We start from the raw sequence: 22701 nt of genomic DNA, 5'->3' as shown, positions 1-22701 counted from the left end.
ATTCAATCCATATCAGGAGACAAGACATGAACGGATCAAGAAGGACGGTGTTGGGCATGGCTGCGGCACTGGTGGCAGGCAGCGCGTGCATGCCCATGTTGGCGGTGGCGGAAGAGGCCTATCCGACAAAGGCAATTCGAATCGTCGTGCCGTACCCAGCCGGTGGCGTGGTGGACTCCATTGCCCGGGTGGTGGGCGAGAGGCTTGGCAAGCAGTATGGGCAACCAGTGGTGGTCATGAATCGCACCGGTGCGGGTGGCGCCATCGGCACGGACTTCGTGGCGAATTCGCCGGCCGACGGATACACGCTCCTGATGGTGTCTCCTTCGCATGCCGTGATGCCGTTCTTCCAGAAGAACACGGGTTGGGACCCGGTCAAGGACTTCAAGGGCATCGCGGGGTTTGGTGCGATCCCCAATGTGCTCGTGGTCCACCCCAGCGTGAAGGCCGGGACCATGCAGGAATTCATCCAGTTAGCTAGAAAGAATGGTGCGGACCTCACGTACGCCAGCTCCGGCATCGGTACCTCGTCGCACCTGACGGGTGAGCTGCTGAACCAGATGGCCCGTATCCGCCTGACGCATGTGCCTTACAAGGGCCAGCCCGATGCGATGGCCGATCTGTTGTCGGGTCGGGTCGACATGATGCCCATGTCCACCTCGCTGGCGCTGCCCCATATCAAGACGGGAAAGCTCCGTGCGTTGGCTGTCACGACGGACTACCGTTCCTCAGCCCTGCCCGATGTGCCGACCGTGGCCGAGGCTGCGGGTCTTCCCGACTTCCAGGTGGGCACGTGGCTCGCAATGGTCGCGCCGGCCAAGGTGCCCGAGGCGGTTGTCCGCAAACTGTCCGCGGACGTGGCCGCTGCAGTGAAGCAACCCGAAGTCCAGACCACCTTCAAGGAGCTCGCCTTGGAGGGAGCCCCTCAGTCGGGTGCCACCTTTGATGAATTCCTCACGAGGGAAGTGTCAGCGTGGTCTGCGGTGATCAAGCGCGCTGGCATCCAGCCCAACAACTGAGAACCATCGACAGGAGCACGGCATGAACGAGACCAGCACGGCAGCCAGGCGGCTTTTTGGTGAGCATTTCCTGCACGACTTGAACCCGCAGGAGCTGGAGATGCTGGACAAGGTGCGTCGCCTGGTGGTGAGCCACATTGGGCCCAATGCCCACAAGGTGGCCGAGAAAGACGAGTTTGCCTGGGACAACTTCCGACTGCTTGCCGATGAAGGCGTGATCGGGAGCGCCTTTCCTTCCGAGTACGGTGGCACAGATGCCCGCCAGGTGCTGCGCATCCGCGTGATCGAGGAGCTGGGCAGGGTGTGCAGTGCCTCGGCTTCGCTCATCACAGGGGCGGACTTGTCTTGCCGGGCCATTGTCGCGGGGGCCAGCCCGCAGATGAAAAGTGCGCTGCTACCGGGTCTGCGATCGGGCCAACTCCAGGCGGCGTTTGCGCTCACCGAACCCGAAGCCGGCTCCGATGTGCGCGGATTGCGGACCACCGTTCGGCGAGAGGGGGATCAGTTTGTCGTCAATGGACGCAAGAAGTTCATCACCCGGGGCACGACGGCCGACTGGTTCATGGTCGTGGGCCGGTCGGAGGAGGCTCCATCGAGCTTTATCGCGGTGCTGGTGCCACGGGATGCGGCCGGCTTTGACATCAGCCCGGAGGTGGACAAGCTCGGGTGGTACGGCGTCCCCATTTCTTCGCTCGAGTTCAAGGATGTTCGCGTGCCCACGGGCAACCTGCTGGGCAAGATCGGTGACGGCTTCGAACTCGCACAGGATGCCTTGCTGCGTGCGCGCATCGGGCATGCGGCCATGGCCCTGGGCCGCGCGATCGGCGCAGTGGAGATTGCCGCCACGTACATGAATGATCGAACGCTGTTCGGCAAGGCCCTTGGTGCCCACCAAGGAGCACAGTGGATGCTCTCGGACATGGTGTCGCAGGTGGAGGCCGCGCGTGCATTGCTGTCTGTGACAGCCCAGAAGTACGACCGAGGCGATGACGACGTGGCCGTCTACGCGTCGATGGCCAAGCAACAGGCGACAGACCTGTGCATGAAGGTGGTGACTGATGCGCTGCAGCTGACCGGCGGCAGAGGGTACCTGAAGGATTTTCCGCTGGAGCGCTTCTTCCGGGATGCCAAGCTCAACCAGATTGGCGAGGGTTCCAGCGAGGTACACAAAACCGTGATTGGCCGCGACGTGGTGCGCCGCAGCGGCAGCGCACAGCGCAACCCCAGCTTGCGCGAAGGCTCGCTGGTGGACTACTAAGCCGCGGCGCCCAAGGCGGGCAGGTGTTCAGGCTTCGGCCAGCGGCTCGTTCCAGGCGTCGTAGCCATACACCCAGTCGGCGTTGCCCGGTCCCTTCATCCACTGGTTGCCGCGCGAGCCGATCTGGATCTTCGCGGTGCGTTGCTGGCGCGTCTTCTCGTAGCGGCGCAGCGCCTGCGCGGCCTGCTCGCGATCGCTGGCGCCAGTCAGCGCGCGGCCGAGCACCACCGCGTCTTCAATCGCCATGCCCGCGCCCTGCGCCATGAAGGGCAGCATGGGGTGGCAGGCATCGCCCAGTAGCGTGACCGTGCCCACCGACCACTGCGGCAGCGGCTCGCGCTCGTACAGCGCGCTTTTGAGCGTGCTGTCGCAGGCATCGAGCAGCGCGCGCGCGTCGGCGTGGAAGTCTTTGTAGAAGCCGCGCAGCTCGTGCACGTCGCCCTCGCTGGTCCACGACTCCTCGGTCCAGCTCTCCTGCCCGGTGGTGGCGAAGACGAAGGTCTCCCTGCCCTGGTTGAGCGGGAAGGTGACGATCTGGCTCTGCGGGTTGGGGCCCCACCACTTGGTGAAGGCCTCGATCTCGGGCACCTGCTTCACGCGCTCGGTGGGCACCACCGAGCGGAACGAGACCACGCCGGTGAAGCGCGGCTTTTCTTCGCCGAAGAGGGCGCTGCGCACGCGCGAGTGGATGCCATCGGCGCCCACCACCACGTCGAACGTGGCTTCGCCGCCGTCCTCGAACCGCAGCGTCACGCCTGCATCGTTTTGCGTGAGCGCCTTCAGCCGCTTTTCGAACTGGATGTTTTCGAGCGGGAAGTTCTCGGCCAGCGCGTTGATGATGTCGGCGCGGTGGATGGTGACCTGCGGCGCGCCGTACTGTTCTTCGGCGATGTTGCCCATGCCCAGGCGCGAGGTCTCCTTGCCCGTGTCCCAGTCGCGGCTGATGCGAAAGGTCGGGCGCGCACCGCGTTCGCGAATTGCCGCGCCCGCGCCCAGGCCGTCGATGGCGCGCACCACGTTGGGCGTGAGATTGATGTCCGCGCCCACGCGCGAGAAGCCCTTGGCCTGCTCGAACACCGTGACGTCATGGCCTTGCTGACGCAAAGCGATGGCGGCGGCCAGTCCGCCCACGCCGCCGCCGGCAATACCGATCTTCAAACCGCTCATGGGCTGCTCCTGCAATTACGATGCACGCATTGTTCAGCGCGCACCCTGCGCGCTCAACCGCTTTGACGCTCTAAAAAGGGACGAATCGTCCATGGATGTCCTCAGTGAAGTTCTCGCCATCTGCCGCGCCGAGCGCGCGGTGACGGCCCGCTTCCACTTGTCCGCGCCCTGGGGCCTGCAATCGAACGGTGTATCGGGCGCGGCCATGATCCGCCTGGCGCGCGGCGCACCCTGGTGGGTGGAAGCGGCCGGCGGTGGCGCCCCGCTGCGCGTGGAGCCCGGCGATCTGGTGATGATGCCGCTCGGTGCGGCGCACCGCATGGGGTCCCACCCCGACGCGCCCACCGTGCCCTTTGCGCAGCTGTTGACGCAGCGCATCCCGGGCGCGCGCGACGAGGCGCCGCTGGAGCTGCACCACGGCGGAGGCGGTGCGGCCTGCGAGATGTTCAGCGCGTTGTTGTGGTTCTCGGCCTACTGCCGGCACTCGGTGTTGAGCGTCCTGCCGCCGCTCATCCACGTGCGCGCCAGCGAGCTGTCCACGGCGGTCAGCCTGGCCGGCTCCATGGAGGCGCTGGTCAATGAAACGCTGGACCAGCGCCCAGGCTGGCGCCTCTCGGCCAGCCGCATGGGCGAGCTGCTGCTGGTCAACATCCTGCGCGAGCATCTGTTGCGCCAGGCAGGGCCAGTCGAGGCCAACTGGTGGCGCGGCCTGTCCGATCCCTCGATTGCGCGAGCCATCGCCGCCATGCACCGAGAGCCCGCGCGCGGCTGGACGGTGGAAGCCCTGGCGCGCGAGGCGGCCATGTCGCGCTCGCGCTTCAGCGACCGTTTCAAGAGCTTGGTGGGCGACACGCCCATGGGCTACCTGGGCGGCCACCGCATGGCGCTGGCGGCCGAACAACTCGAAGCACGGCACCTGTCGCTGGCCCAGGTGGCGCAAGGCGCGGGCTACGACTCCGACAAGGTGTTTGCGCGCGCCTTTCGGCGGTGGTCGGGCTTGTCGCCGACGGCGTATGCCAAGCGGGAGGTGGCCCGGCGCACGGCGATGGGCAGTCCGCACACGGCGTCGGCGCCTGCGGATTGAAGGAGGATGCTGCTGTTTGCCAGCGTCAACGCGATTGCGAATGCCGACTCACCCGAAGACATCCTGAAGATGCCGGCCCAGCTGTGGCAGGCGGTGGAACGGGCCAGCGCGGTCATGGGGATTGACGACGACCTGTTGCGCCCACCCGCGCTCGACGCTGGCGACATCGTTTGCCGATAGGCAGCGCGCCACACAGCCTGCCACCACGACACCCGGAGGAAGCCCCGTGCCCCAGTCCAACCCGCTGCGCCCGTTTGCGTTCGTGCTGGCCGTGCCCGACCTCGAGCGCAGCACGGCCTACTTCAGGGACACCCTGGGTTTCAAGGCCGAGTGGCCCGCAGGGAACGGGTGGCAGCTGCTGGCACGCGGCAGCGTGCGCATCATGATCGGCCACTGCCCGGACGCCGTCCTGCCGTCCGCCACGGGTGACCACAGCTACTTCGGCTACCTGCACGTCGACGATGTCGATGCGCTCCACGAAGAATTCGTCCAGCGCGGCGCGCTGATACTGCAGCCGCCGGCTGACAAGCCGCACGGCATGCGTGAGTTTCTGGTCGCAACGCCCGACGGGCACCGGCTCGTGATCGAGGCCAATTGCCTCGGCTCACAACATCAGCGCGTGCACCATCGACGTCAACCAACCATCCACGCAAGACCGGACAAGCGTTCCATTTCACTGCGCTCAAGTTGGCGTGAGCAAGTCGTTGAAATCGTAAGGCGCCATCTTTCAAAACGCCCAGTTCAGCCGAACCGAAGCGGTCTGATCGCGCAGCCCTTTACGAAGCCGAAGATCGTACTGGGCAACCACATCCAGATTGTCGTTGGCCTTGTAGAGGACGCCCATGCCCAGTTCCGCCAGCGCTCGTGAGGCTGGCAGTCCATCGGTGGTGAAGGCCACCCCACCGCCTGTGAAGCGCGCGGTCACAGCGTTGCGCTGGTTGCGCAGGTCATAGCCCAGAGCCGCGCTGGCCAGCCACTGGGTTTTCGGCGTGAACTGCTGCTGCACTTGCGCCCCCACTTTCAGGATCGCTTCATGCGCGGTCTGTTCGTCGACCTGCAGGTTCAGTGCGCCGGCACCGGTTTCGGTGTAGCCCTCCGCCTTGAAGCGTCGCCAGTCCAATGCCACCATCGGTCGGACGGTGGTCTGCAGGTTTAATTGGTAGGCCTTGCTGATACCCACGCCAAGGTGCAAGGCGACTCCGTCGTAGTCGGCCTGCGCGATCCGGCCCATGAAGGAAATGTTGCGTTCGGACTCCACGTGGCTACGGGTGAAGTCGCCCTGCCAGTTCATTTTCCAGCCGGTGCTGTCCAGGGTGACACGGCCGTAGCTCACCAGCTGGACGCTCTCGATGTCGCTGCTGTGGCTGGCAGCGAAGTCCTGACCGTCGACATTGCTGGTCAGGTAACCCAGACCAAAGCCCAGCGTGGTCGTTTCATTGAGATCGGTTTGTGTGCCCACCATGAGCCCGTCGGTGGTCAGCTTGTAGCCGCTGGCGCCACCCACTGCATCCTGCTCGACCCGGTTTCCCAAGGTCTTGACCCACAAGCGCTGGCCTGGGGGATTGGCGCCACCTGCTCTGCCGCCGACTGCTCTACCGCCGACAGCAAGGTAGCGTTCCAGCAGGCTGGTCAGGGGTGTCGCCTGCAGTTGCTGCTGAATCACCACCCCGGTGTTGGCTGCAAGGTGCATCAGCGTCGCCGGAGCATTCCCGTGCAGTGAAGGCATGGTCTGGCCCACGGCCAACGCAACTGAGCGGCTGTCGGGCAACTGTCCCAGACTGGTGACCACGTTGTCGAAGTCGTTGCCAGTGGCGCCGCCACGGATGAAGCCGTCGAGCACACCGGCGGCGGGTGCCCCGCTGCGCAGGCTGTTCTGCAGCACGGCAGAGACGATGCCGACGGGTGTCGGGCCGGGTGCGGGCGGCGCCGCAGCCGCCACGATCGCAAGGTCCACTGCATTGCCATGGGTCACCGACTCAAAATCGAACAGGTAGCTGTTGTCGGTGACGTTGTGCGCAGGGGCACTGTTGGACAGGGTGGCAGCCGTCAACACATCGGTCAGCGTCTGGCCCACCGCCAGAGTGTTGGAGCCGTTCACATCTACTTCAAAGCGTGCGGCGTTGGTGAGCGTGGCGTTGCCGTTCACGGCCAGGCGACCATAGCTGCTGGTGCTGCTGGCACCTATGCGCAGCGTGCCGCTCTGGGTGTAGTTCCCTTGCACGTTGGCCATCAAACCTTCTGCCACATCCAGGGTGCCAGAGTTGCGAAAGGCGTCCCCATCGGTGCTTTGAACGGTCAGCGCGTAAGCGGTACCTGAAACGCGCAAGGTGCCGCCGCTCTCGATCAGGAAGGTGCTGGAATTGAAGGTGTTCTGTGGCGTGAAGTCAGCGCTGTTGCGAACGTTCACTGAGCCCCCCGTGTTGACCACCGTCCCGGTGATGCTGGCTTGGGTACCCAGGAGGTTGAGGGTGGTCAACTCGGCATCGACGTTGCCGATGATGGCGCCCGCGTTGTTCAAAGTCATGGGTTCGTAACGGGCATACACGGCAGCGCGATTCCCCCCGATGGAGCCTCCTGCCTCGTTGGTGATCGTGGTGTTCGCACCAAATGTGTAAATGCCGTAGGAACTGGAGGCATTTCCGATGATGCCGCCAGCCATGTTCGTCAGGAGTCCGATCTCACCGTAGTTGACGATGGCGTAGTAGCCTGCAACGGTGGAGGGCCAGACAGTGATGGAGCCGGAATTGGTGAGCTGGGTGATCTGTCCAGCGTTGTAGACGCCTTCGAACCTGGCTTCGATGGTGCCTTGGTTCAGGATGGACACACCAGACCTCAGGTACTGCACCACGATTCCAGAGCTCGGCCTGCTGATGACGCCTGAGGGAGCGATGGTCAGCGAGGTGTTGGCTACCAGGTCGCAAAAGGAACTTCTTGACCCGGTGAGCGTGATGTTGCCCCCCCCAGTGCACGCATGCACGAGCAACGGGTTTCCTGCCAGCAACACGAAGGCAGCTACAGCGGCGGCCGACACAGCATGTCGTGAGGCGAGTTTGTCGATATTGACGTTGCTCTTGCCTCGCTGCTGTCCGGCTTGAGGCACTACCTTGCTTCGGCCATGTGAGGTCAAACGCGCAACGCTGGGGATGTAGTTCATGAAGATTGATGGGAGAGTTGTGCGCGGCAGAATGACCATTTCTGTGCCGCTTGTGGACCTCCGGGCGAAGGCGCTTTCCTCCGCTCGTGGGCTTTCCCAAGCCGGTGTCTCAAGCCTTTTCAGGCTAATTGCTAAAAGGCCCTGTCATCACTCGAATTGATGGTGAAACAACGGTCAGTTTCGAGTTGCATCTGACCTGTCGTGTCTACGCGTACGCAGTTGATTCATCACTCTTCACTTGAAGCTCCCATGGCTTTGGTGGGTCATTGCTCTGGAGTTCATGAGCAGTTGGCGTCTTAGGGCTTCGAAGCTGTCACGGAGGTGGCGGCCCGTCGAAACCATGTCCAACGAGTGACTCGGAGCTGGGCGGGGTGGGTTGCTGGTTGCGCGCTACGGTGGGCTTAGAACGAACGTCCGCATTGCGCCCAGGTACGGAATCTCACCGCGCGCGACTACCGAGGTCCAAATGATCGCGACGTTGCAGCATAGGCTCCATTTTTTGCTTGGTCGCCACCGTCTGCAATCGCTGCGAATCCGCTGTAGGGCTACTTCAGGTTCCGCCCGCAGCCGGCGGGATCCGACGGTAGTTCACCTCGACGGCCAGGGCCACTTCGCCGGTGGGGTTGATGTTGTCCATGCGCGGGTCGTCACTGATGCCGGTGCTGAACATGATGGACGTGCCCGTGCCGAAGCTTTCGGCCCACGCCGATTCGTACCGACGCTCGTCCAGGTGGTGGGCGATCAGCGCCACGCCTTCCATGGGCTCGCCGCTGCAGTGGCCGGTGTACTCATGCAGCCGCACGCGGCCGCCCAGCAGCACGCGGATGCTGCCGCGCTGCACCGATTCTTCGGCCAGTTGGCCTGGCTCGAACCAGAGGCGAAAGCGACCTTGCCACTGCCCGCCATGCGCGCCAGCTGCGCGTGCACGCCGTCCACGCGGGAAGCTTCGAATTCCTTGCGACCCATGCTGTCTCCTCCTTGGATGCAGCGCTGTTGATGAAAGACGGGGCGCTACACGCGCGAGTACCGCCGGGCCAGCTCGATCGCCGCAATACACAACGTCAGCCAGGCCACACCAAAGGCGAACCCGGCGATCACATCACTCGCCCAATGCACCTGCAGGATCACGCGGCTCCAGCCCGTTGTGAAGGCGAGCGTGGCGGCCAGCAGCACACAGGGCAGGTGCCAGCGCGGCGGCAGCAGCCGCAGGAACAGATAGGACAGCATGCCGTACACCACCACCGAGCCGACGGTGTGCCCGCTGGGAAAGCTGTAGCCATCGGCTTGCGCAAAGCCATGGTCGTGCAAAGGCCGAACCCGCTCGAAGATCTGCTTGAGCACCCGGTTGAGCAATCCGCCACCCGCGCAGGCCACCACCCAGCCCAGGGCCAGCGTCGTGTGCCGGCGCGCGAGCAACACAAGGCACACACCGATCACCAGCAGCGTCAGCGCCCAGGGGTCACCCAGGTGGGTCAAGGTGCCGAAGAAGCGCAGCGCCGAGCGGGGCAGCTCGCGCGCCAGGGTCTCGGTCAGCCGCTCATCGAACCGGCCGATCTCTTCTTCGGCGTCGAACGCTTCCAGCATTTCGGCGAACAACGTGGCCGTGGCGATCAGCACGCCCGCACCGATGGCCAGGCAAACCCCCAGCAACAGGGGGCGCGGCCAGCGGCCCCACACGGTGCGTGCACCGTAGCGGTGGAAGCCGACAACGAGGGCCGTGCAGGCGACGAGCACCACGAGCAGCGCGGCAGCGAGCACGGGCAGCGCGTGTGCCCCGATCCATTCGGCCCAGGCGAGGGCGTGCGTCAGGTCATCGTCCATCCGGTGACTTTACCGTCCGGGGCTGCGCCGGGCGCCCATCAGCGCTTGGGTCTGGACGCGCCTCCAAGCGAGCGGCGCGCGAAGTTCGGCATCCAGGTGGCACACGGCTGAAGTCGGCCCACGCCGACTCGGCCCGGGCTCGTCAGGCCACGTAGGCCACGATCTCGATCTTCATCCCCGGCACCACCAAGGCAACACCGGCGCTGGAGCGGTTGGGCCAGGGGGCTTTGAAGAACTCGCGGTAGACCGCGTCGATGGCCGGCATGTCGGCCACGTCGGTCATGTAGATCAGCACCTGCGCCACGTCGTCCAGCGTCTTGCCGGCGCGTTCCACCGCGCGTTGCAGGTTGGCAAACGTCAGGCGCGCCTGCTGCTCGATGCTGCCGGTGGTGTCCACGCTGCCGTCTTCGCGCACCGGGCCGTGCGCGGTGTAGAGCACGCCGGCGGCGCGCACCATCCACGAAAACGGCTGCTTGAACTGGGGCAGGCCGACGTCGATGACTTCTCTCATGCGGGCTCCGTGTGGGCGTGCACGCGGCGCGCCAGTTGTGCGTACCAGGGGCAGGCGGGGTCGCGCAGCTGCAGGTGCGTGTGGAAATGGTCGAGTCCTGCAACCACGTGCAACGAGGCGGTGGCCTGCTGGGCCTGCAGCAGGGGCAGCATGCGCCGGTTGGATCGCAGCACGCGCGCGCTGTCGTGTTCGCCCATGCTCAGGTCGAACGGCACCCGGTTGCCGGCGGTCCAGTAGAGCGGGCTGTGAACCGCGTCCTGCAGCGGGTCGAGTCCGCGCAGCACGGTGGTGTAGACGCGCTCTTCCAGGCTTTGTGGCGCGGGTTGCGGGTCGTGCAGGTCCATGATCCCGCTGATCGGCAGGCAGCCTTGAACCATGTCGTCGGCCACACCGTGTGTTCGCCAGGCCTGGCGCCGCAGCGCCGTCATGGCCGCCACATGACCCCCGGCCGAGTGTCCCGCGAGGTAGACCCGGCGCGGCGAGCCTCCCCACGCAGGCAGTTCGGTCTGCAGACAGGCCAGCAGGGTCATCGCATCGTCCAGCGCCGCGGGCAGGGGATGCGCGGGCGCGAGCCGGTAGGACGGCGCCACCAGCACCATGCCGAGCGCGGTGACGTGGGGCGCCATGAAGCGCACCCACTGGCGGTATCCGTTGGTCCAGCCGCCGCCGTGCCAGAACACCAGCACCGGTGCGTTTTGCGCGCCTCTCGGTGCGAACACGTCGAAACGCTGCAGGCGGTGTGGGCCGTAAGTCTGGTCGGGCGTGGCGGTGATGGACGCATCCAGCGGCGCCTGCGCCCAGTCCGTCACGGTCCGGGCGTAGTCCATGGCCACCGGTGGCAGCCGGGGTTGCCCATCGGGATCCAGGGCGTGGGGCGCAGGTGTGGACATGGCCTGTTGCTCAGTCGGCGACGATGCCGGTTTCGCGGATCACCTTGCCGAAGCGGGTGTTGTGGTCGGCGTTGATCCGCGCCAGTGCCGAAGGGTCTCCTCCGGCCGGCAGCAGCGCCAGCGCGGTCATGCGGGCCACCACATCGGGCATCTTCAAGATGTCGTTGAGGTGGCCATTGAGCAGCTTGACCACGTCGGCGGGCATGCCCTTGGGGCCCATGAAGCCCTGCCAGGCGCCCACTTCAACGTCGGGCACACCGGCCTCGGCCAGGGTGGGCACGTTGGGTGCCAGCGGTGAACGCTTGGCGTCGGCCACGGCCAGGTTCACCAGCTTGCCCGAAGCAATGTGCTGCGCCACCGGACCCAGGGTGGTGTACATGACGGTCATGTGGCCGCCCACCAGATCGACGATGGCCGGACCGCTGCCGCGGTACGGCACCTGGGCCAGCTTGACGCCGGCGGAGCGGTTGAACATTTCACCCAGGATGTGCATGGGCGAGCCGCTGCCCGGGCTGGCGTAGTTGGCGACCTTGCCGGCCTTGGCGGCCGCCACGAGGTCTTTCACGCTGGTGATGCCGGAGGCCGTGTTGGTCACCAGAAACAGCGACTGCGTGCCGGCGAGGATGATGGGCGTGAAGTCCTTGAGCGGGTCGTAGACCGCACCGGTACCGGGCTTGAGCACCAGCGGCGCGGTGGCCAGGGTGTTGGGTGTGAAGAGCAGGGTGTAGCCGTCGGGGACCGACTTGGCCACGTACGAGTTGCCGATGGTGCCGCTGGCACCGGTCTTGTTCTCGACGATCACCGACTGGCCGACCTTGGCCGAGAGCTTTTCGGCGAACAGGCGCGCCAGGGCGTCGGTGTCGCCACCGGGCGGAAACGAGACGACCACGTTGATCGTCTTGCTGGGGTAGGCCTGTGCGAAGGCGCTGGCCGCGGGAAGGGTCAACGCGAGGGTGGACGCGGCGACGCTGAGAACGAACTGTCTGCGAAAGGTCATGGTGGCTCCTGGTTGCGGTGGGGTGGGTCGAGAAAAATGCCGTGTGGTTCAGAACACCCCGGGGAAGGAGCCCCCGTCGAGCATGATGTTCTGGCCATTGATGTAGCCCGCGTGCACGCTGCAGAGGTAGGCGCAGGTGTGGCCGAGTTCGCTGGCGGCGCCGAAGCGGTGCGCCGGGTGTTTGGCCAGGCGCGCCGCGCGCACGGCGTCCACGGTCGTGCCTTCGCGCCGGGCCTGTGCGGTGAAGTTGCTGTCCAGGCGCGCGGTGTCGAAGGTGCCGGGCAAGAGGTTGTTGATGGTCACGCCACGTGCCACGGTGCTGCGCGCCAGGCCTGCCACGAAGCCGGTGAGGCCGCTGCGCGCGCCGATCGACAGGCCCAGACCGTCGATGGGCGACTTCACCGCGCTGGAGGTGAGGTTGACAATGCGGCCAAAGCCGCGCGCCATCATGCCGTCCACCGTGGCCTTGATGAGTTCGATCGGAGCAAGCATGTTGGCGTCGATCGCGCGGTGCCAGGTGTCGCGGTCCCAGGTGCGGAAGTCGCCCATGGGCGGACCGCCCGCGTTGGTGACCAGGATGTCGAAATCGGGGTGGGCCGCGAAGATGCGCGCGCGGCCTTCGTCGCTGGTCACGTCGGCGGCCACCCAGCTCACCTGGCCCGCGCCGTGCGCGCTCAGGCGTGCAGCGGCTTCGCGCAGCGGGCCTTCGGTGCGCGCGACGATCACCACATGCACGCCGTCTTTCACCAGCGCTTCGGCGCAGGCGTAGCCCAGCCCGGCGCTTGCGCCGCACACCAGCGCCTTCTTGTCGGCAATGCCCAGGTCCATGATTCAGCTTTCTTTTGAGAGGGGGGTGGTGGCCTGGCGCAGGTCCACGTCGAGTCGGGCCCAGGCGTCGATCTCGACGCGCAACTCGGGGAACACCAGCGCGCTCACCGCCACCAGGGTGGCGCAGGGGTAGACGCCGTCGAAGAAGTCGCGCCGCGCGCGACCCACCTCGTCCTTGTCGGCGATGTCGGTCAGGTAGACCACGGTCTTGATGAGGTTGTGCTTGTGGCCACCCGCGGCCGTCACCAGCGCTTCGAGCTTCTTCAGCACCACCAGGGTCTGTTCGTAGGCCCCCAGCGACGCGCCGCGTTCGGCGGCCTCGCGCGTGGCGGGGTGGCCGGTCATGCCCGAGACCACCACCTCGTGCCCGATGCGCCAGGCGTTGGTCCAGCTCGCAGTGGGCATGTCGGGCACGAGCGGCGTGCGGATCTTGTCGGCCACCACCATCACTGGCCTCCGGCGCGCACGCGTTCGCGGATGCGCTCGCGCACCGGCACGAAGTCGTAGGTGGGGTAACACTCGGTGGCGAACACGCCCCAGGCCGATCGCTCCAGCTCCAGGTTGACCCGGCCCAGCAGGTGGGGCGGCACCTCCAGCGTGACGATCTGGCCCAGGCCCAGGCCCATGGCCACGGTCCACGACACCACGCGCGTGCCCTCCACCGGAAAACGTTCCCACCATTCGCTCGCCTTCAGCTTTGCCTGCACCTCGTCCAGCGTGAGGCCGGCGTGGTGCTTGAGCACGAGGGTGATCAGCACGTTGGGGTTGGGCACGGCATCGCTCACGCTGTTCACTCCATCGTGATGCCGCGGTCCTTGATCACCTTGGCCCAGCGCGCGGTCTCGTCGCGGATGTGGGCGTCGAAGGCGGTGGTCTGCAAGTCCCAGGCGCTCAGGCCCTGGCCCTGCAGGCGTTCGCGCACGGCGGGTTCGGCCAGGATGGCGGTGGCGTCGCGCGCGAGCTGCGCCACCACGTCGGCGGGCGTGCCGGCCGGGGCCATCAGGCCGTACCAGGAAGGCACCACCACGCCGGACACGCCCAGCTCGGCCAGGGTCGGGATCTCGGGCGCCGTGGGCGTGCGCGCGCTGTCGGTCACGGCCAGCGCGACCAGCTTGCCGCTCCTGATGTGCGGCAGCACGGTGGGCAGGTTGCTGAACATCAGCGGCACGTTGCCGCCCATCACGTCGGCGATGGCCGGTGGCGTGCCCTTGTAGGCGATGTGCAGGATGTCCGCGCCCGACTGTGACTTGAACAACTCGCCGGCCAGGTGCAGGCCGCTGCCCACGCCGGGGGAGGCGTACGAGAGCGTGTCCGGCTTGGCCTTGGCGCGCGCGATCAGGTCGGCCACCGACTTGATGCCGGTGGCGGGATGGGTCACCAGCACGTTGGGCGTCTTGGCCAGCATGGCCACGGGCACGAAGTCCTTCTCGATGCTGAAGGGGAACTTCGGCATCAGCGTGGGGTTGATGGTGAGGTTGCCGGCGGGGATCACCAGCAGCGTGTGGCCGTCGGGCTTGCCGCGCTTGACCTTGTCCATGCCGATGTTGCCGGCCGCGCCGGGTGCGTTGTCCACCAGGGCGGTCTGGTTGTAGCGCTTGGCCAGGCCATCGGCGAGCACGCGGGCCAGTGTGTCGATCGGGCCACCGGGCGGGAAGGGCGCGACGAGGGTGAACTTCTCGGCGGCCAGCACCTTTTCGGTGGTGGTCTGCGCGTGCGCGCTGGTGCCCACGAAGGCGAGCAGGGAGGCAAGGGCGATGAGGGTGCCGCGAGTATTCATGGTGTGAGGTCTCACAGGTTGGCGAAAAGGGCCGCCGCGCAGGGCCGCCCCAAGCAAGGCCGCGCCCCCGTGGGGGGCAGCGACCCGCGCTGCGGTGGAGCGTGGGRGCTCATATGCGCCGCCGCGCAGGGCCGCCCCAAGCAAGGCCGCGCCCCCGTGGGGGGCAGCGACCCGCGCWGCGGTGGRGCGTGGGAGCTCATATGCGCCGGCAGCGACCCGCGCAGCGGTGGGGCGTGGGGACTCATGTACTTGCCCAGGGCATGGGCGATTCGTTCAGTCCCCAGTAAAAGCTCTTCTGGCTCGTGTATTCAAGAATGCCGAGGCGGCCCTTCTCCTGGCCGTAGCCGCTCATCTTCACGCCGGTGAAGGGTGTGCTGATGGAGAAGACCTTGTAGGTGTTGATCCAGACGGTGCCGGTCTGCAGCGCGCGGCCGATGCGCCAGGCGCTCTTGAAGTCGCGTGTCCAGATGCCCGAGGCCAGGCCGAACATGTTGTCGTTGCACTGGGCGATGAGGTCGGCTTCGTCTTTCCAGGGCAGCAGCGCGAGCACCGGGCCGAAGATCTCTTCCTGACACATGCGCGCGCTGTTGGGCAGGCCTTCGAAGATGGTGGGCAGGTAGTAGCTGCCGCCATCGAAGTAGCCGCCCGTGGGGCGCTCGCCGCCGCACAGCACGGTGCCGCCTTCTTCGCGGCCCATCTGCACATAGCGCTCGACGGAGGCGCGGTGGCCGAGGTTGACCAGCGGACCCATCTGCGTGTCCTCGCGCGAGGGGTCGCCCACGCGCAGTTTCTTCACGCCGGCCAGCAGGCGGGCCTTGAACTCGTCGTACACGCTCTCGTGCACGAAGGCGCGCGAGCCGGCGATGCAGGACTCGCCCGAGGAACTGAAGATGCCGTAGATCACACCGGCCACCGCGTGGTCCAGGTCGGCATCGGGCATCACGATGGTGGGCGACTTGCCGCCCAGCTCCAGCGAGGTCGGCATGAGTTTTTCGGCCGCCAGGCGCTGGATGCCCATGCCCACGTTGGTGCCGCCGGTGAAGGCGATGCGTTTGATCAGCGGGTGTTTGACGAGCGCGTCGCCCACCACGCTGCCCTTGCCCGGCAGCACGCTCAGGATGCCGTCGGGCACGCCGGCCTGCTGCGCGATCTTCGCGAGCTCGATGGCCATGCGCGGCGTGATCTCGGCCGGCTTGAACACCACGGCGCAGCCGGCGGCCAGCGCGGGCGCGAGCTTCTGCGCCTCGCTGGCGATGGGGCTGTTCCAGGGCGTGATCGCGCCCACCACGCCGAGCGGCTCGTGCACGCTCATGCTCAGGTAGTCGCCGCGCGAGGGCGTGATGGCGTCTTCCCAGGTCTCGGTGGCGGCGCCGAAGAACTGGAAGGTGCCGGCGGCGCTGGCCACCAGGGCGCGGCATTCCTTGATGGGCTTGCCGTTGTCCAGGCGCTGCAGTTGCGCGAGTTCTTCGCCGCGCTCGCGGATGCCGTTGGCGATGCGGTAGAGCATGCCGGCGCGCTCGTGGTGCTTGAGCCCGGCCCAGGCGGGCTGCAGGCGCGCGCGTTCGGCGGCCTGCACGGCCTCGTCCACGTCGGCCGCGGTGGCCGCGTGCAGGTGGGCCACGGTGCTACCGTCGTGCGGGTATTCGGTGGTGTATTCGGGGCCGGAGGCATCGCGCCAGCGGCCGGCGAAGAAGCTTTGCAGTTTTTCGGTCATGTCAAACCTGTGTGCAGAGAGGGGGCGCCATCCAGGGGCGTCGAGGATCCGGCTTTGCCGGTCCCAGACGCCGCCCCCTTGAGGGGGTGACGCGCTGCAAGCGCGGCGCGGGGGTGGGCTTCATATCGTCACCGGGGAAGTGCGGTTGTGCAGGAAGCGCAGGGCAGAGAGCACCGTGAGCGCGGAGGTCTTGGGGTTGTCGGGCAGAGGCTTGCCGCGCATGGTGATGTGCATCTCGCCGAAGGCGCCGCGCACGTCGATCTCGTGGATGTTCTCGGTCACGGTCGGGTCTGCGATCAGGCGCACGCGCGTCGCGTCAAGCCCCAGGCCGGCGAGCGAGACGGTGGCGGCCACGTTGGCGTTCTTCGGGTACAGGCGCGCGGCTTCGCGCGCCGTGGCTTCCAGGATCACGGTGGGCGCGGTGATGGCGCCCAGGTCCACCACCTGCTCGGCGGGGCTGCCGCGCCAGCCTTCGGGCGGCTTGCGGCCGGTGTAGGTCACGCTGTCCAGGCCGGCCAGGCGCGCGGAGGCGATGGCGTCGATGCCACCGATGGCGCCGGCCAGCAGGTGCACACGTGTGCCGCCGCGTTGGGCGGCCTCGGCCAGTTGCTCGGGCAGGCCGTCTTCCGACAGCGCGCCGATGGACAGCACCGCGCATTCGATGCCGCGCTCCAGCGCGGGCAGCACGTGGCAGCCGATGGCGGCGTGGCCCGCGCATTCGAGCAACAGGGTGGTCTCGGGCGGCACCTGGCTGCAGACCATCACGCCCGCGCCGAGCACGGCCTGCGCGTCCGCGATGTGGCTCTCGGACACCACGACGTGCGTGATGCGCACCGAGGGGTGCCCGGCCATGCGCGCCATCAGTGTGCGGCCGATGGCACCGAAGCCGATGAGCGTGACCTGCTGCGGGTTCATACCTCGAGTTCCTTCTTCTTGGGCGGGCCGGCGAACTTCACGGCGAACGGGCCCCAGGCGTTCATGTCCACCTCGACCACCACCGGGCCGTTGGCCATGGCCAGGGCTTTCTGCAGCGTCTCGCGCGTGGCGGCCGGGTCGGCCAGCTTGAAGTGCGGCACCTGCAGGCTGGCGCAGAGCTGCGCGAAGTCGGGCGTGTGCAGTTCCACGTAGGCGTGGCGGCTGCCGTAGATGTCGTCCTGGATGTTCTTGATGACGCCGTAGCGCTGGTCGTTCATGACGAGGAAGACCACGTTGGCCTTCTCCTGCGCGGCGCAGGCGAGTTCGCCGAGGTTGAGCATGAAGCCACCGTCGCCGCAGAGCGCGATGGTGCGACGGCCCAGCGCGTGCTCGGCATCGGCCACGGCCGCGCCCACGCCCATGGCCAGGCCCTGGCCGATGCCGCCGCCCAGGGCGTGCACGCCGGCGCGCGGGTGGTCCAGCACGGGGGCGCGGTTCCCCCACATGCTGTTGGAGAGCGTGATGTCGCGCACCCACCAGAGCTGCTTGCCAACCACCTCGGCCAGCGTGTTCTTGAGCTTGGCGTACTGGCCCAGCGTGCCGTCCACCAGCGCGGCGGCTTCGGCGCGCGCGCGCTTCACGTCGGCCACCAGCTGCGGGTCGATCTGCATGCGGCCCGAACCCATGGCAAGTTCAAGCCGGTCGGCCAGCGCGTCGAGCGTGATCCCGGCATCGCCGTGAACGAACAGCTCGCTGCTGTAGCCTCGGTTGTGGGCCAGCGCGTTGGCGTCGATGCGGTAGCGTGTGGCGGGCAGCTTGAGCTTGTAGTTCAACGTCTCGTTGCTGCGCAGGCGCGTGCCCACGGCCAGCAGCGCGTCCACGGTTTCGTAAAACTCTTCGGCCGGCTTCTGCAGGTTGTAGGAACCCAGGGTGGCGGGGTGGTCCTCGGGCACGATGCCTCGGCCCTGCACCGAGGACACCACCGCCCAGCCCATGTTCACGAGCCGCTGCGCCGCTGCGCTTGCGCCCCGCGCGCCGCCGCCCAGCCACAGCAACGGGCGCTTGGCGCTCAGCAGCCGCTCAGCGAGCGCGTCCACGGCGGCCAGGTTGGGTTGCACCGGCGGCACCGCCAGCGGCGACAGGTCGGCCGGCAGGTCCAGCTTCATCTTCTGCACGTCGATCGGAATCTCGATGCTCACCGGGCCGCAGGGCGGCGTCTGTGCCAGGCGCACGGCCTCGCGCAGCGTGGCCAGGGCGGTTTCGGGGTTGCGGATGCGGAAGGCGTCCTTGCCGACCGACTTGAGCATGGCCAGTTGCGCCGGGTGCTCGTGGATGTAGCCGAGGTCGCGGTCCAGAAAGGGCGATTCGATCTGCCCCGTGAGGTGCAGCAGCGGCGTGCCGGCGGTGATGGCTTCCACCATCGCGCCCGCCGCGTTGCCGCAGCCAGTGCCTGTGCTGGTGACGCACACGCCCAGCGTGCCGCTCACCCGCGCATACGCATCGGCCATGTTGCACGCACCCGCCTCGCCGCGCGCCGAGACGAAGCGGATCTTCGCTCGCGTGTGGAACGCATCGAGGATGGGCATGTTGTGGATGGAGATCACGCCGAAGGCGGCGCGCACGCCACATTGCTCGAGGAAGCGGGCGGCGAGTTCCCCCACGGTGATGCGTTGCGTAGAAGGGCTCATGCGACTTTCTTTTCGGTCGGTTTGGTTTGCCAGCCACCGCGGTTGGGCGAGTGGCTGATGCGTTCGGTGAGTTGGGCGGCGGCGTGGCGCACCTGGGTGACGAGCACGTCGAGTTCGCCTGGCTGCACGTTCTGCGCGGGCACGCTGATGCTCACCGCCGCAGCGACTTCGCCACGGTCGTTGAACACCGGCGCGGCGATGGTGGAGATGCCGGTTTCGAACCCGCCCTGGCTCACGCCGTAGCCGTTGGCACGGTCCTGGTCGATCAGCAGCTTGAGCTGCTCCACCGTGGTGGGCGTCTTGGGCGTGTAGCTCGGCAGCTCGGGCTCGGGGTAGAGCTGCTTGAGCGCGTGCAGGTCCAGGTCGCTGAGCAGCAGGCGGCCCAGCACGGTGGCGTGGGCCGGCAGGCGCGCGCCGACCTGGATGGAATGGAACAGCGCGCTGCGGCCCGCGACCTTGGAGATGAAGACCACGTCCCGCGCGTCGCGCACCACCAGGTGCGCCGAGTAGCCGCAGGCGTCGCGCAGCGCTTCGATGACCGGGCGGCCATGTTCGGTGAGTTCCATCGACGCGAGGAACTCGAAGCCCAGACGCAGCACGGCCAGGCCGAGCTTGTAGTAGGCGCCGTCGCCCACGCGTTCGACGAAGCCGCCTTGCTCCAGCGTCTGCAGCATGCGGAACACCGAGGCGCGCGGCAGGTCGAGCCGGCGCGAGATATCGGCGCCGGTGAGTTCGCGCTCGTCGCGGTTGAACAGCATCAGCAGCTGCAGGCCGCGCATGAGGGCGGGTACGGTGTAGCGGTCGTCGTTCTTGTCGGTGGTCATGGTGATTTCCTCCTGAGTCTTCAGTTCAGTCCCAGCAGGGCATTGACCGCGCCGGGGGCTTCGAGCGGGCACGCATGGCCCACGGAACCGAGATCATTCCATGCCACGCTGGCGGCCTGCGCCACGGCCTGGCAGGACGCGGGCGTGGTGATGCCGTCGGCGCTGCCGCTGGCCACCACCACCGGGCAGTGCAAGCGGGCCACGTCGGCCAGCAGCGTGCCGTGGGCCAGCAGGCGCGCGGCCTGCGTGTAGCCGGCGGGAATCACCTGCGACATGCTGTCGCGCACGGCCTCCACCAGTTCGGCCGGCGCGCCGGGCGAGAGCATGGCCGCGCCGCGCGCCTGCGCCATGCCTTGCGGGCCCAGGCGCTCCAGCGTGGCCAGGCGGTCGCGCAGCTTCTGTTCGCGCACGGCCGGCTCGGCGTCGCCGTAGCCCGCGGCCGGGGAGAGCAGCACCAGGCGCTGCACGCGCGGCGGCGCCAGCACGGCGGCACGTGCGGCCATCAGCGCCCCCAGCGAGTGGCCGACCAGCGTCACCGGGGTGCGCGCGTCCAGCGCGTCGAGCCAGGCCCAGAGCCGCTCGGCGTAGTCGTCGGCGCGCGGCCAGTCGGCTTTTACCGGGTCGCTGCCGCCGTAGCCGGGGGCGTCCCAGGCCAGCACGCGCAGGGGCCTGCCCACCACGGCGTTGAGTTGGCGCACCCAGCTGCCCGAGGCCGAGCCGATGCCGTGCAGCAGCACGTGCGTCACGGCCTCTGCCGAGCCCGCCTCGCGGTGCGACGCGCGCGCGCCACCCGCCAGCGCGGTGCTGCGCAACGGGTAGAGGGCGAGGGCTTCGAGAGGCGTCATGGTGCGGCTTGGGGTTCGGTGGATCAGCGCTTGATTTTTGCGAGGGGCGAATCGGGCGGGTAGGTGGGCGTGATCGGCTTGGGCGAACCCAGCATCACGCACATCAGCGCGTCCTCGTCGCCCACGTTGTGCTCTTCGCGGTACACGCCGGGCGGCACCGAGATCAGGTCGCGCTCGCCGACGATGGTCTCCCAGCGCTCGCCGTCCTTCTCGCAGACCACCTTCATCGCGCCGCGCATGACGAAGAAGATCTCTTCCACGTCGTAGTGGATGTGCGAAGGGCCGATGTTGCCGGCCGGGATCACCATGGTGGAGAAGGTGAAGTGCGCGGCGGGCACGGTGTTGGTGTCCTTGTTCACGCCGGTGCCGCCGGTGCCCACGTAGCGCATCTGCGCGCGGCGGTACTTGGGGTCGTAGTCGGCCTGGAACTTCAGCGCGTCCCAGTCGTAGCTGCGGGTGGACTTGCGCGCCACGCGGCTGTCCATCCACTGCGCGAAGCTCTGGCCTTCGGCGCGCATCATGGTGCCCTGCGTCTCGGCTTCGGACGGGATGTCGGGGTCCATCAGGCCGCGTTCGTTGAACACGGGCTGGTTGGCCGCGGCGGCGGGTTTGTTGATGGTGGTGGTGCTCATGGGTTTCTCCTTTTCAGTTCATCGTGAAGCCGCCGTTGACGGGCAGCAGCTGACCGGTGATGAAGCCGCTGGCCTGCGTCAGCAGAAACAGCGCCGCGGCGTTGACGTCTTCGGGCACCTGGGGCCGCTGGATCGCGCGGCCCTTCAAGTAGTAGTCGTGCCGCTCCTGCGGCACATAGGCGGTGGCTTCCACCAGCGTGAGGCCGGGGGCGATGGCGTTGACGGTGGTGCCGTCCTCGCCCATCTCGCGCGCCAGCGAACGCGTCATGGCAATCACCGCGCCCTTGCTCGCGGCGTAGGCCAGCAGGCGCGGCGCGCCCCACAGCGCGGTGTCCGAGGCCAGGTTGACCACGCGACCGCTGCCGCTGGCCGCCAGGTGCGGGCGGGCCGCGGCGGTGACGAGCCAGGTGCCGCGCACGTTCACGTCCATCACAAGGTCCCAGGTCTCGGGGCTGAGCTCGTTCATGCCCTTGCCGCCCGAGTTGGTGATGGCCGCGTTGTTGATCAGGCCGTCGAGGCCGCCCAGCCACTGCGCGGCGGCGTCCACGCCTTCGCGCACGCTGGCCGCATCGAGCAGGTCCAGTGGCACGTAGTGCGCGTTCGGGCCGAGGTCGTGCGCCAGCTGTTGACCGGCCTCGTGCAGCACGTCGCTGATGACCACGCGCGCGCCGGCGTCCACCAGAGCGCAGGCGAAGCTCGCGCCCAGACCGCGGGCGGCGCCAGTGACGAGCACGCGGCGGCCGGTAAGCAGGATTTCGGATGCCATGGTGTTCATGCCACGCGCCGCTCGGCGCTGGGCAGGTAGTGCAACACGCGTTTCTCGGCGATCACCACGGCGTAGTAGGCAATGATGCCGATCACCGTGAGCGCCGCGATGATCACGAACACGCCGGCGGTGTTGCCCTGGCCTTCGAAGAACACCAGCAGGTAGCCCAGGCCCATGTTGCCGCCCACGAGTTCGCCGACGACCACGCCGATCACCGCCAGCGTGCTGGCGATGCGCAGGCCCGAGAACAGCGGGGGCAGGGTGGTGGGGAACTCGACCATGCGAAACACCTGCAGCCTGGTGGCCGAGAACGAGCGCGCGAGGTTGATGATGTCGTGGTCCATGGTGCGCATGGCCGAGAGCACGTTGATGAGCACCGGGAAGAACACGATCAGGATCGCCACCAGGATCTTCGGGTACATGGTGTAGCCCAGCCACATCACGAACAGCGGCGCGAACGCGACCTTGGGCGCGATCTGCAGCGCGAGCAGGTAGGGCGAGAGCACGGCCTCGACCTTGGGCGAGAGGCCCAGCGCGTAGCCGATCAGCGCGCCCAGCAGCGAACCCAGGATGAAGCCGATCACCACCTCTGCGCCGGTGATGCCCGCGTGCCAGAGCAGCCGCTCGCTGCCCCAGATGCGCACGGCCTCGTCCCACACGCGCGAGAACGGCGGCAGCACGAACTCGGGCACGCCCAGGGCGCCGGGACCGAACTCCCAGGCGGCCATGAACACCACCAGTACAGCCAAGCTCCAGAGCGCTGTGCTGTAGCGGTGCAATACGTCTTTCATGTCGCGACTTTCGAAGGCAG

General features: G+C 67.5%; 23 protein-coding genes and 1 pseudogene. 5 read left to right on the top strand and 19 right to left on the bottom strand.

The features are described 5' to 3' along the window. Positions 1–26: 26 nt before the first annotated feature. Positions 27–1019 (top strand): Bug family tripartite tricarboxylate transporter substrate binding protein, encoded by a 993-nt coding sequence (locus tag ASE11_RS16070; RefSeq protein ID WP_056273669.1) that lies wholly within the window; start codon positions 27–29, stop codon positions 1017–1019. A gap of 22 nt (positions 1020–1041) precedes the next feature. Continuing rightward, the gene (locus ASE11_RS16065) at positions 1042–2277 is read left to right on the top strand and encodes an acyl-CoA dehydrogenase family protein (protein ID WP_056273666.1); all 1236 of its coding nucleotides are present in this window, start codon (positions 1042–1044) and stop codon (positions 2275–2277) included. 27 nt (positions 2278–2304) lie between these two features. Here ASE11_RS16065 and ASE11_RS16060 read toward each other — a convergent pair whose 3' ends face one another. Next, entirely contained in the window at positions 2305–3444 is a 1140-nt protein-coding gene (locus ASE11_RS16060; RefSeq protein WP_056273663.1) for an FAD-dependent monooxygenase, read from the bottom strand. Between the two features lie 91 nt (positions 3445–3535). On the opposite strand from ASE11_RS16060, the gene ASE11_RS16055 reads away from it, so the two are divergent. The 3 genes and pseudogenes from ASE11_RS16055 to ASE11_RS25445 form a co-directional block, all read left to right on the top strand. After that, entirely contained in the window at positions 3536–4528 is a 993-nt protein-coding gene (locus ASE11_RS16055; protein ID WP_056274304.1) for an AraC family transcriptional regulator, read from the top strand. A 6-nt stretch (positions 4529–4534) separates the two neighbouring features. Further along, positions 4535–4708 (top strand): hypothetical protein, encoded by a 174-nt coding sequence (locus ASE11_RS26230; protein WP_164474145.1) that lies wholly within the window; start codon positions 4535–4537, stop codon positions 4706–4708. Between the two features lie 46 nt (positions 4709–4754). Beyond that, positions 4755–5099 (top strand): annotated as a pseudogene (locus ASE11_RS25445) (VOC family protein); the annotation flags it as partial. A gap of 156 nt (positions 5100–5255) precedes the next feature. Here ASE11_RS25445 and ASE11_RS16050 read toward each other — a convergent pair. The 18 genes from ASE11_RS16050 to ASE11_RS15965 form a co-directional block, all read right to left on the bottom strand. Further along, positions 5256–7352, bottom strand: a complete 2097-nt coding sequence (locus tag ASE11_RS16050; RefSeq protein ID WP_056273660.1) for an autotransporter outer membrane beta-barrel domain-containing protein — start codon at positions 7350–7352, stop codon at positions 5256–5258. 880 nt (positions 7353–8232) lie between these two features. Further along, on the bottom strand, positions 8233–8523 hold the full coding sequence (locus ASE11_RS16045; RefSeq protein ID WP_056273656.1) for a DUF1579 family protein: 291 nt from the start codon (positions 8521–8523) through the stop codon (positions 8233–8235). 170 nt (positions 8524–8693) lie between these two features. Then, entirely contained in the window at positions 8694–9503 is an 810-nt protein-coding gene (locus tag ASE11_RS16040) for a phosphatase PAP2 family protein (protein ID WP_056273654.1), read from the bottom strand. 142 nt (positions 9504–9645) lie between these two features. Beyond that, the gene (locus tag ASE11_RS16035) at positions 9646–10014 is read right to left on the bottom strand and encodes a RidA family protein (protein WP_056273650.1); all 369 of its coding nucleotides are present in this window, start codon (positions 10012–10014) and stop codon (positions 9646–9648) included. Continuing rightward, on the bottom strand, positions 10011–10904 hold the full coding sequence (locus ASE11_RS16030) for an alpha/beta hydrolase (protein ID WP_056273647.1): 894 nt from the start codon (positions 10902–10904) through the stop codon (positions 10011–10013). Before ASE11_RS16030 ends, ASE11_RS16035 begins: the two co-directional genes overlap by 4 nt. A 10-nt stretch (positions 10905–10914) precedes the next feature. Further along, on the bottom strand, positions 10915–11901 hold the full coding sequence (locus ASE11_RS16025) for a Bug family tripartite tricarboxylate transporter substrate binding protein (protein WP_056273643.1): 987 nt from the start codon (positions 11899–11901) through the stop codon (positions 10915–10917). A gap of 48 nt (positions 11902–11949) precedes the next feature. Beyond that, positions 11950–12729 (bottom strand): SDR family oxidoreductase, encoded by a 780-nt coding sequence (locus ASE11_RS16020; protein ID WP_056273641.1) that lies wholly within the window; start codon positions 12727–12729, stop codon positions 11950–11952. Positions 12730–12732: 3 nt separating this feature from the next. Beyond that, the gene (locus ASE11_RS16015; RefSeq protein WP_056273637.1) at positions 12733–13176 is read right to left on the bottom strand and encodes a RidA family protein; all 444 of its coding nucleotides are present in this window, start codon (positions 13174–13176) and stop codon (positions 12733–12735) included. Further along, entirely contained in the window at positions 13176–13514 is a 339-nt protein-coding gene (locus ASE11_RS16010; RefSeq protein WP_056274300.1) for a hypothetical protein, read from the bottom strand. The genes ASE11_RS16015 and ASE11_RS16010 overlap by 1 nt, the downstream gene beginning before the upstream one ends. Positions 13515–13519: 5 nt before the next feature. After that, positions 13520–14506 carry a Bug family tripartite tricarboxylate transporter substrate binding protein gene (locus ASE11_RS16005; RefSeq protein WP_056273634.1) on the bottom strand — a complete coding sequence of 329 codons (987 nt, stop codon included), beginning with the start codon at positions 14504–14506 and terminating at the stop codon, positions 13520–13522. Positions 14507–14747: 241 nt separating this feature from the next. After that, entirely contained in the window at positions 14748–16220 is a 1473-nt protein-coding gene (locus ASE11_RS16000) for an aldehyde dehydrogenase (protein ID WP_056273631.1), read from the bottom strand. 120 nt (positions 16221–16340) lie between these two features. Further along, positions 16341–17135, bottom strand: a complete 795-nt coding sequence (locus ASE11_RS15995) for an aspartate dehydrogenase (RefSeq protein WP_056273628.1) — start codon at positions 17133–17135, stop codon at positions 16341–16343. Further along, on the bottom strand, positions 17132–18823 hold the full coding sequence (locus ASE11_RS15990; RefSeq protein WP_056273624.1) for a thiamine pyrophosphate-binding protein: 1692 nt from the start codon (positions 18821–18823) through the stop codon (positions 17132–17134). The genes ASE11_RS15995 and ASE11_RS15990 overlap by 4 nt, the downstream gene beginning before the upstream one ends. Further along, positions 18820–19647 carry an IclR family transcriptional regulator gene (locus ASE11_RS15985; RefSeq protein WP_056273622.1) on the bottom strand — a complete coding sequence of 276 codons (828 nt, stop codon included), beginning with the start codon at positions 19645–19647 and terminating at the stop codon, positions 18820–18822. Before ASE11_RS15985 ends, ASE11_RS15990 begins: the two co-directional genes overlap by 4 nt. Positions 19648–19667: 20 nt before the next feature. Further along, positions 19668–20492, bottom strand: coding sequence for an alpha/beta fold hydrolase (locus ASE11_RS15980; protein ID WP_056273618.1), 825 nt, complete (start codon positions 20490–20492; stop codon positions 19668–19670). Between the two features lie 23 nt (positions 20493–20515). Further along, complete coding sequence (locus tag ASE11_RS15975; protein WP_056274295.1) at positions 20516–21013, bottom strand: cupin domain-containing protein; 498 nt, start codon at positions 21011–21013, stop codon at positions 20516–20518. 124 nt (positions 21014–21137) lie between these two features. Then, positions 21138–21899 carry an SDR family oxidoreductase gene (locus ASE11_RS15970; RefSeq protein ID WP_056273615.1) on the bottom strand — a complete coding sequence of 254 codons (762 nt, stop codon included), beginning with the start codon at positions 21897–21899 and terminating at the stop codon, positions 21138–21140. Beyond that, positions 21896–22681, bottom strand: coding sequence for an ABC transporter permease (locus tag ASE11_RS15965; RefSeq protein ID WP_056273610.1), 786 nt, complete (start codon positions 22679–22681; stop codon positions 21896–21898). The genes ASE11_RS15970 and ASE11_RS15965 overlap by 4 nt, the downstream gene beginning before the upstream one ends. Between the last annotated feature and the right edge of the window lie 20 nt (positions 22682–22701).

Source organism: Hydrogenophaga sp. Root209 (assembly GCF_001428625.1).
Classification (GTDB): domain Bacteria; phylum Pseudomonadota; class Gammaproteobacteria; order Burkholderiales; family Burkholderiaceae_C; genus Hydrogenophaga.
Note: the sequence above shows the minus strand (reverse complement) of the source record. Positions and strands in the feature narration are given on the sequence as shown.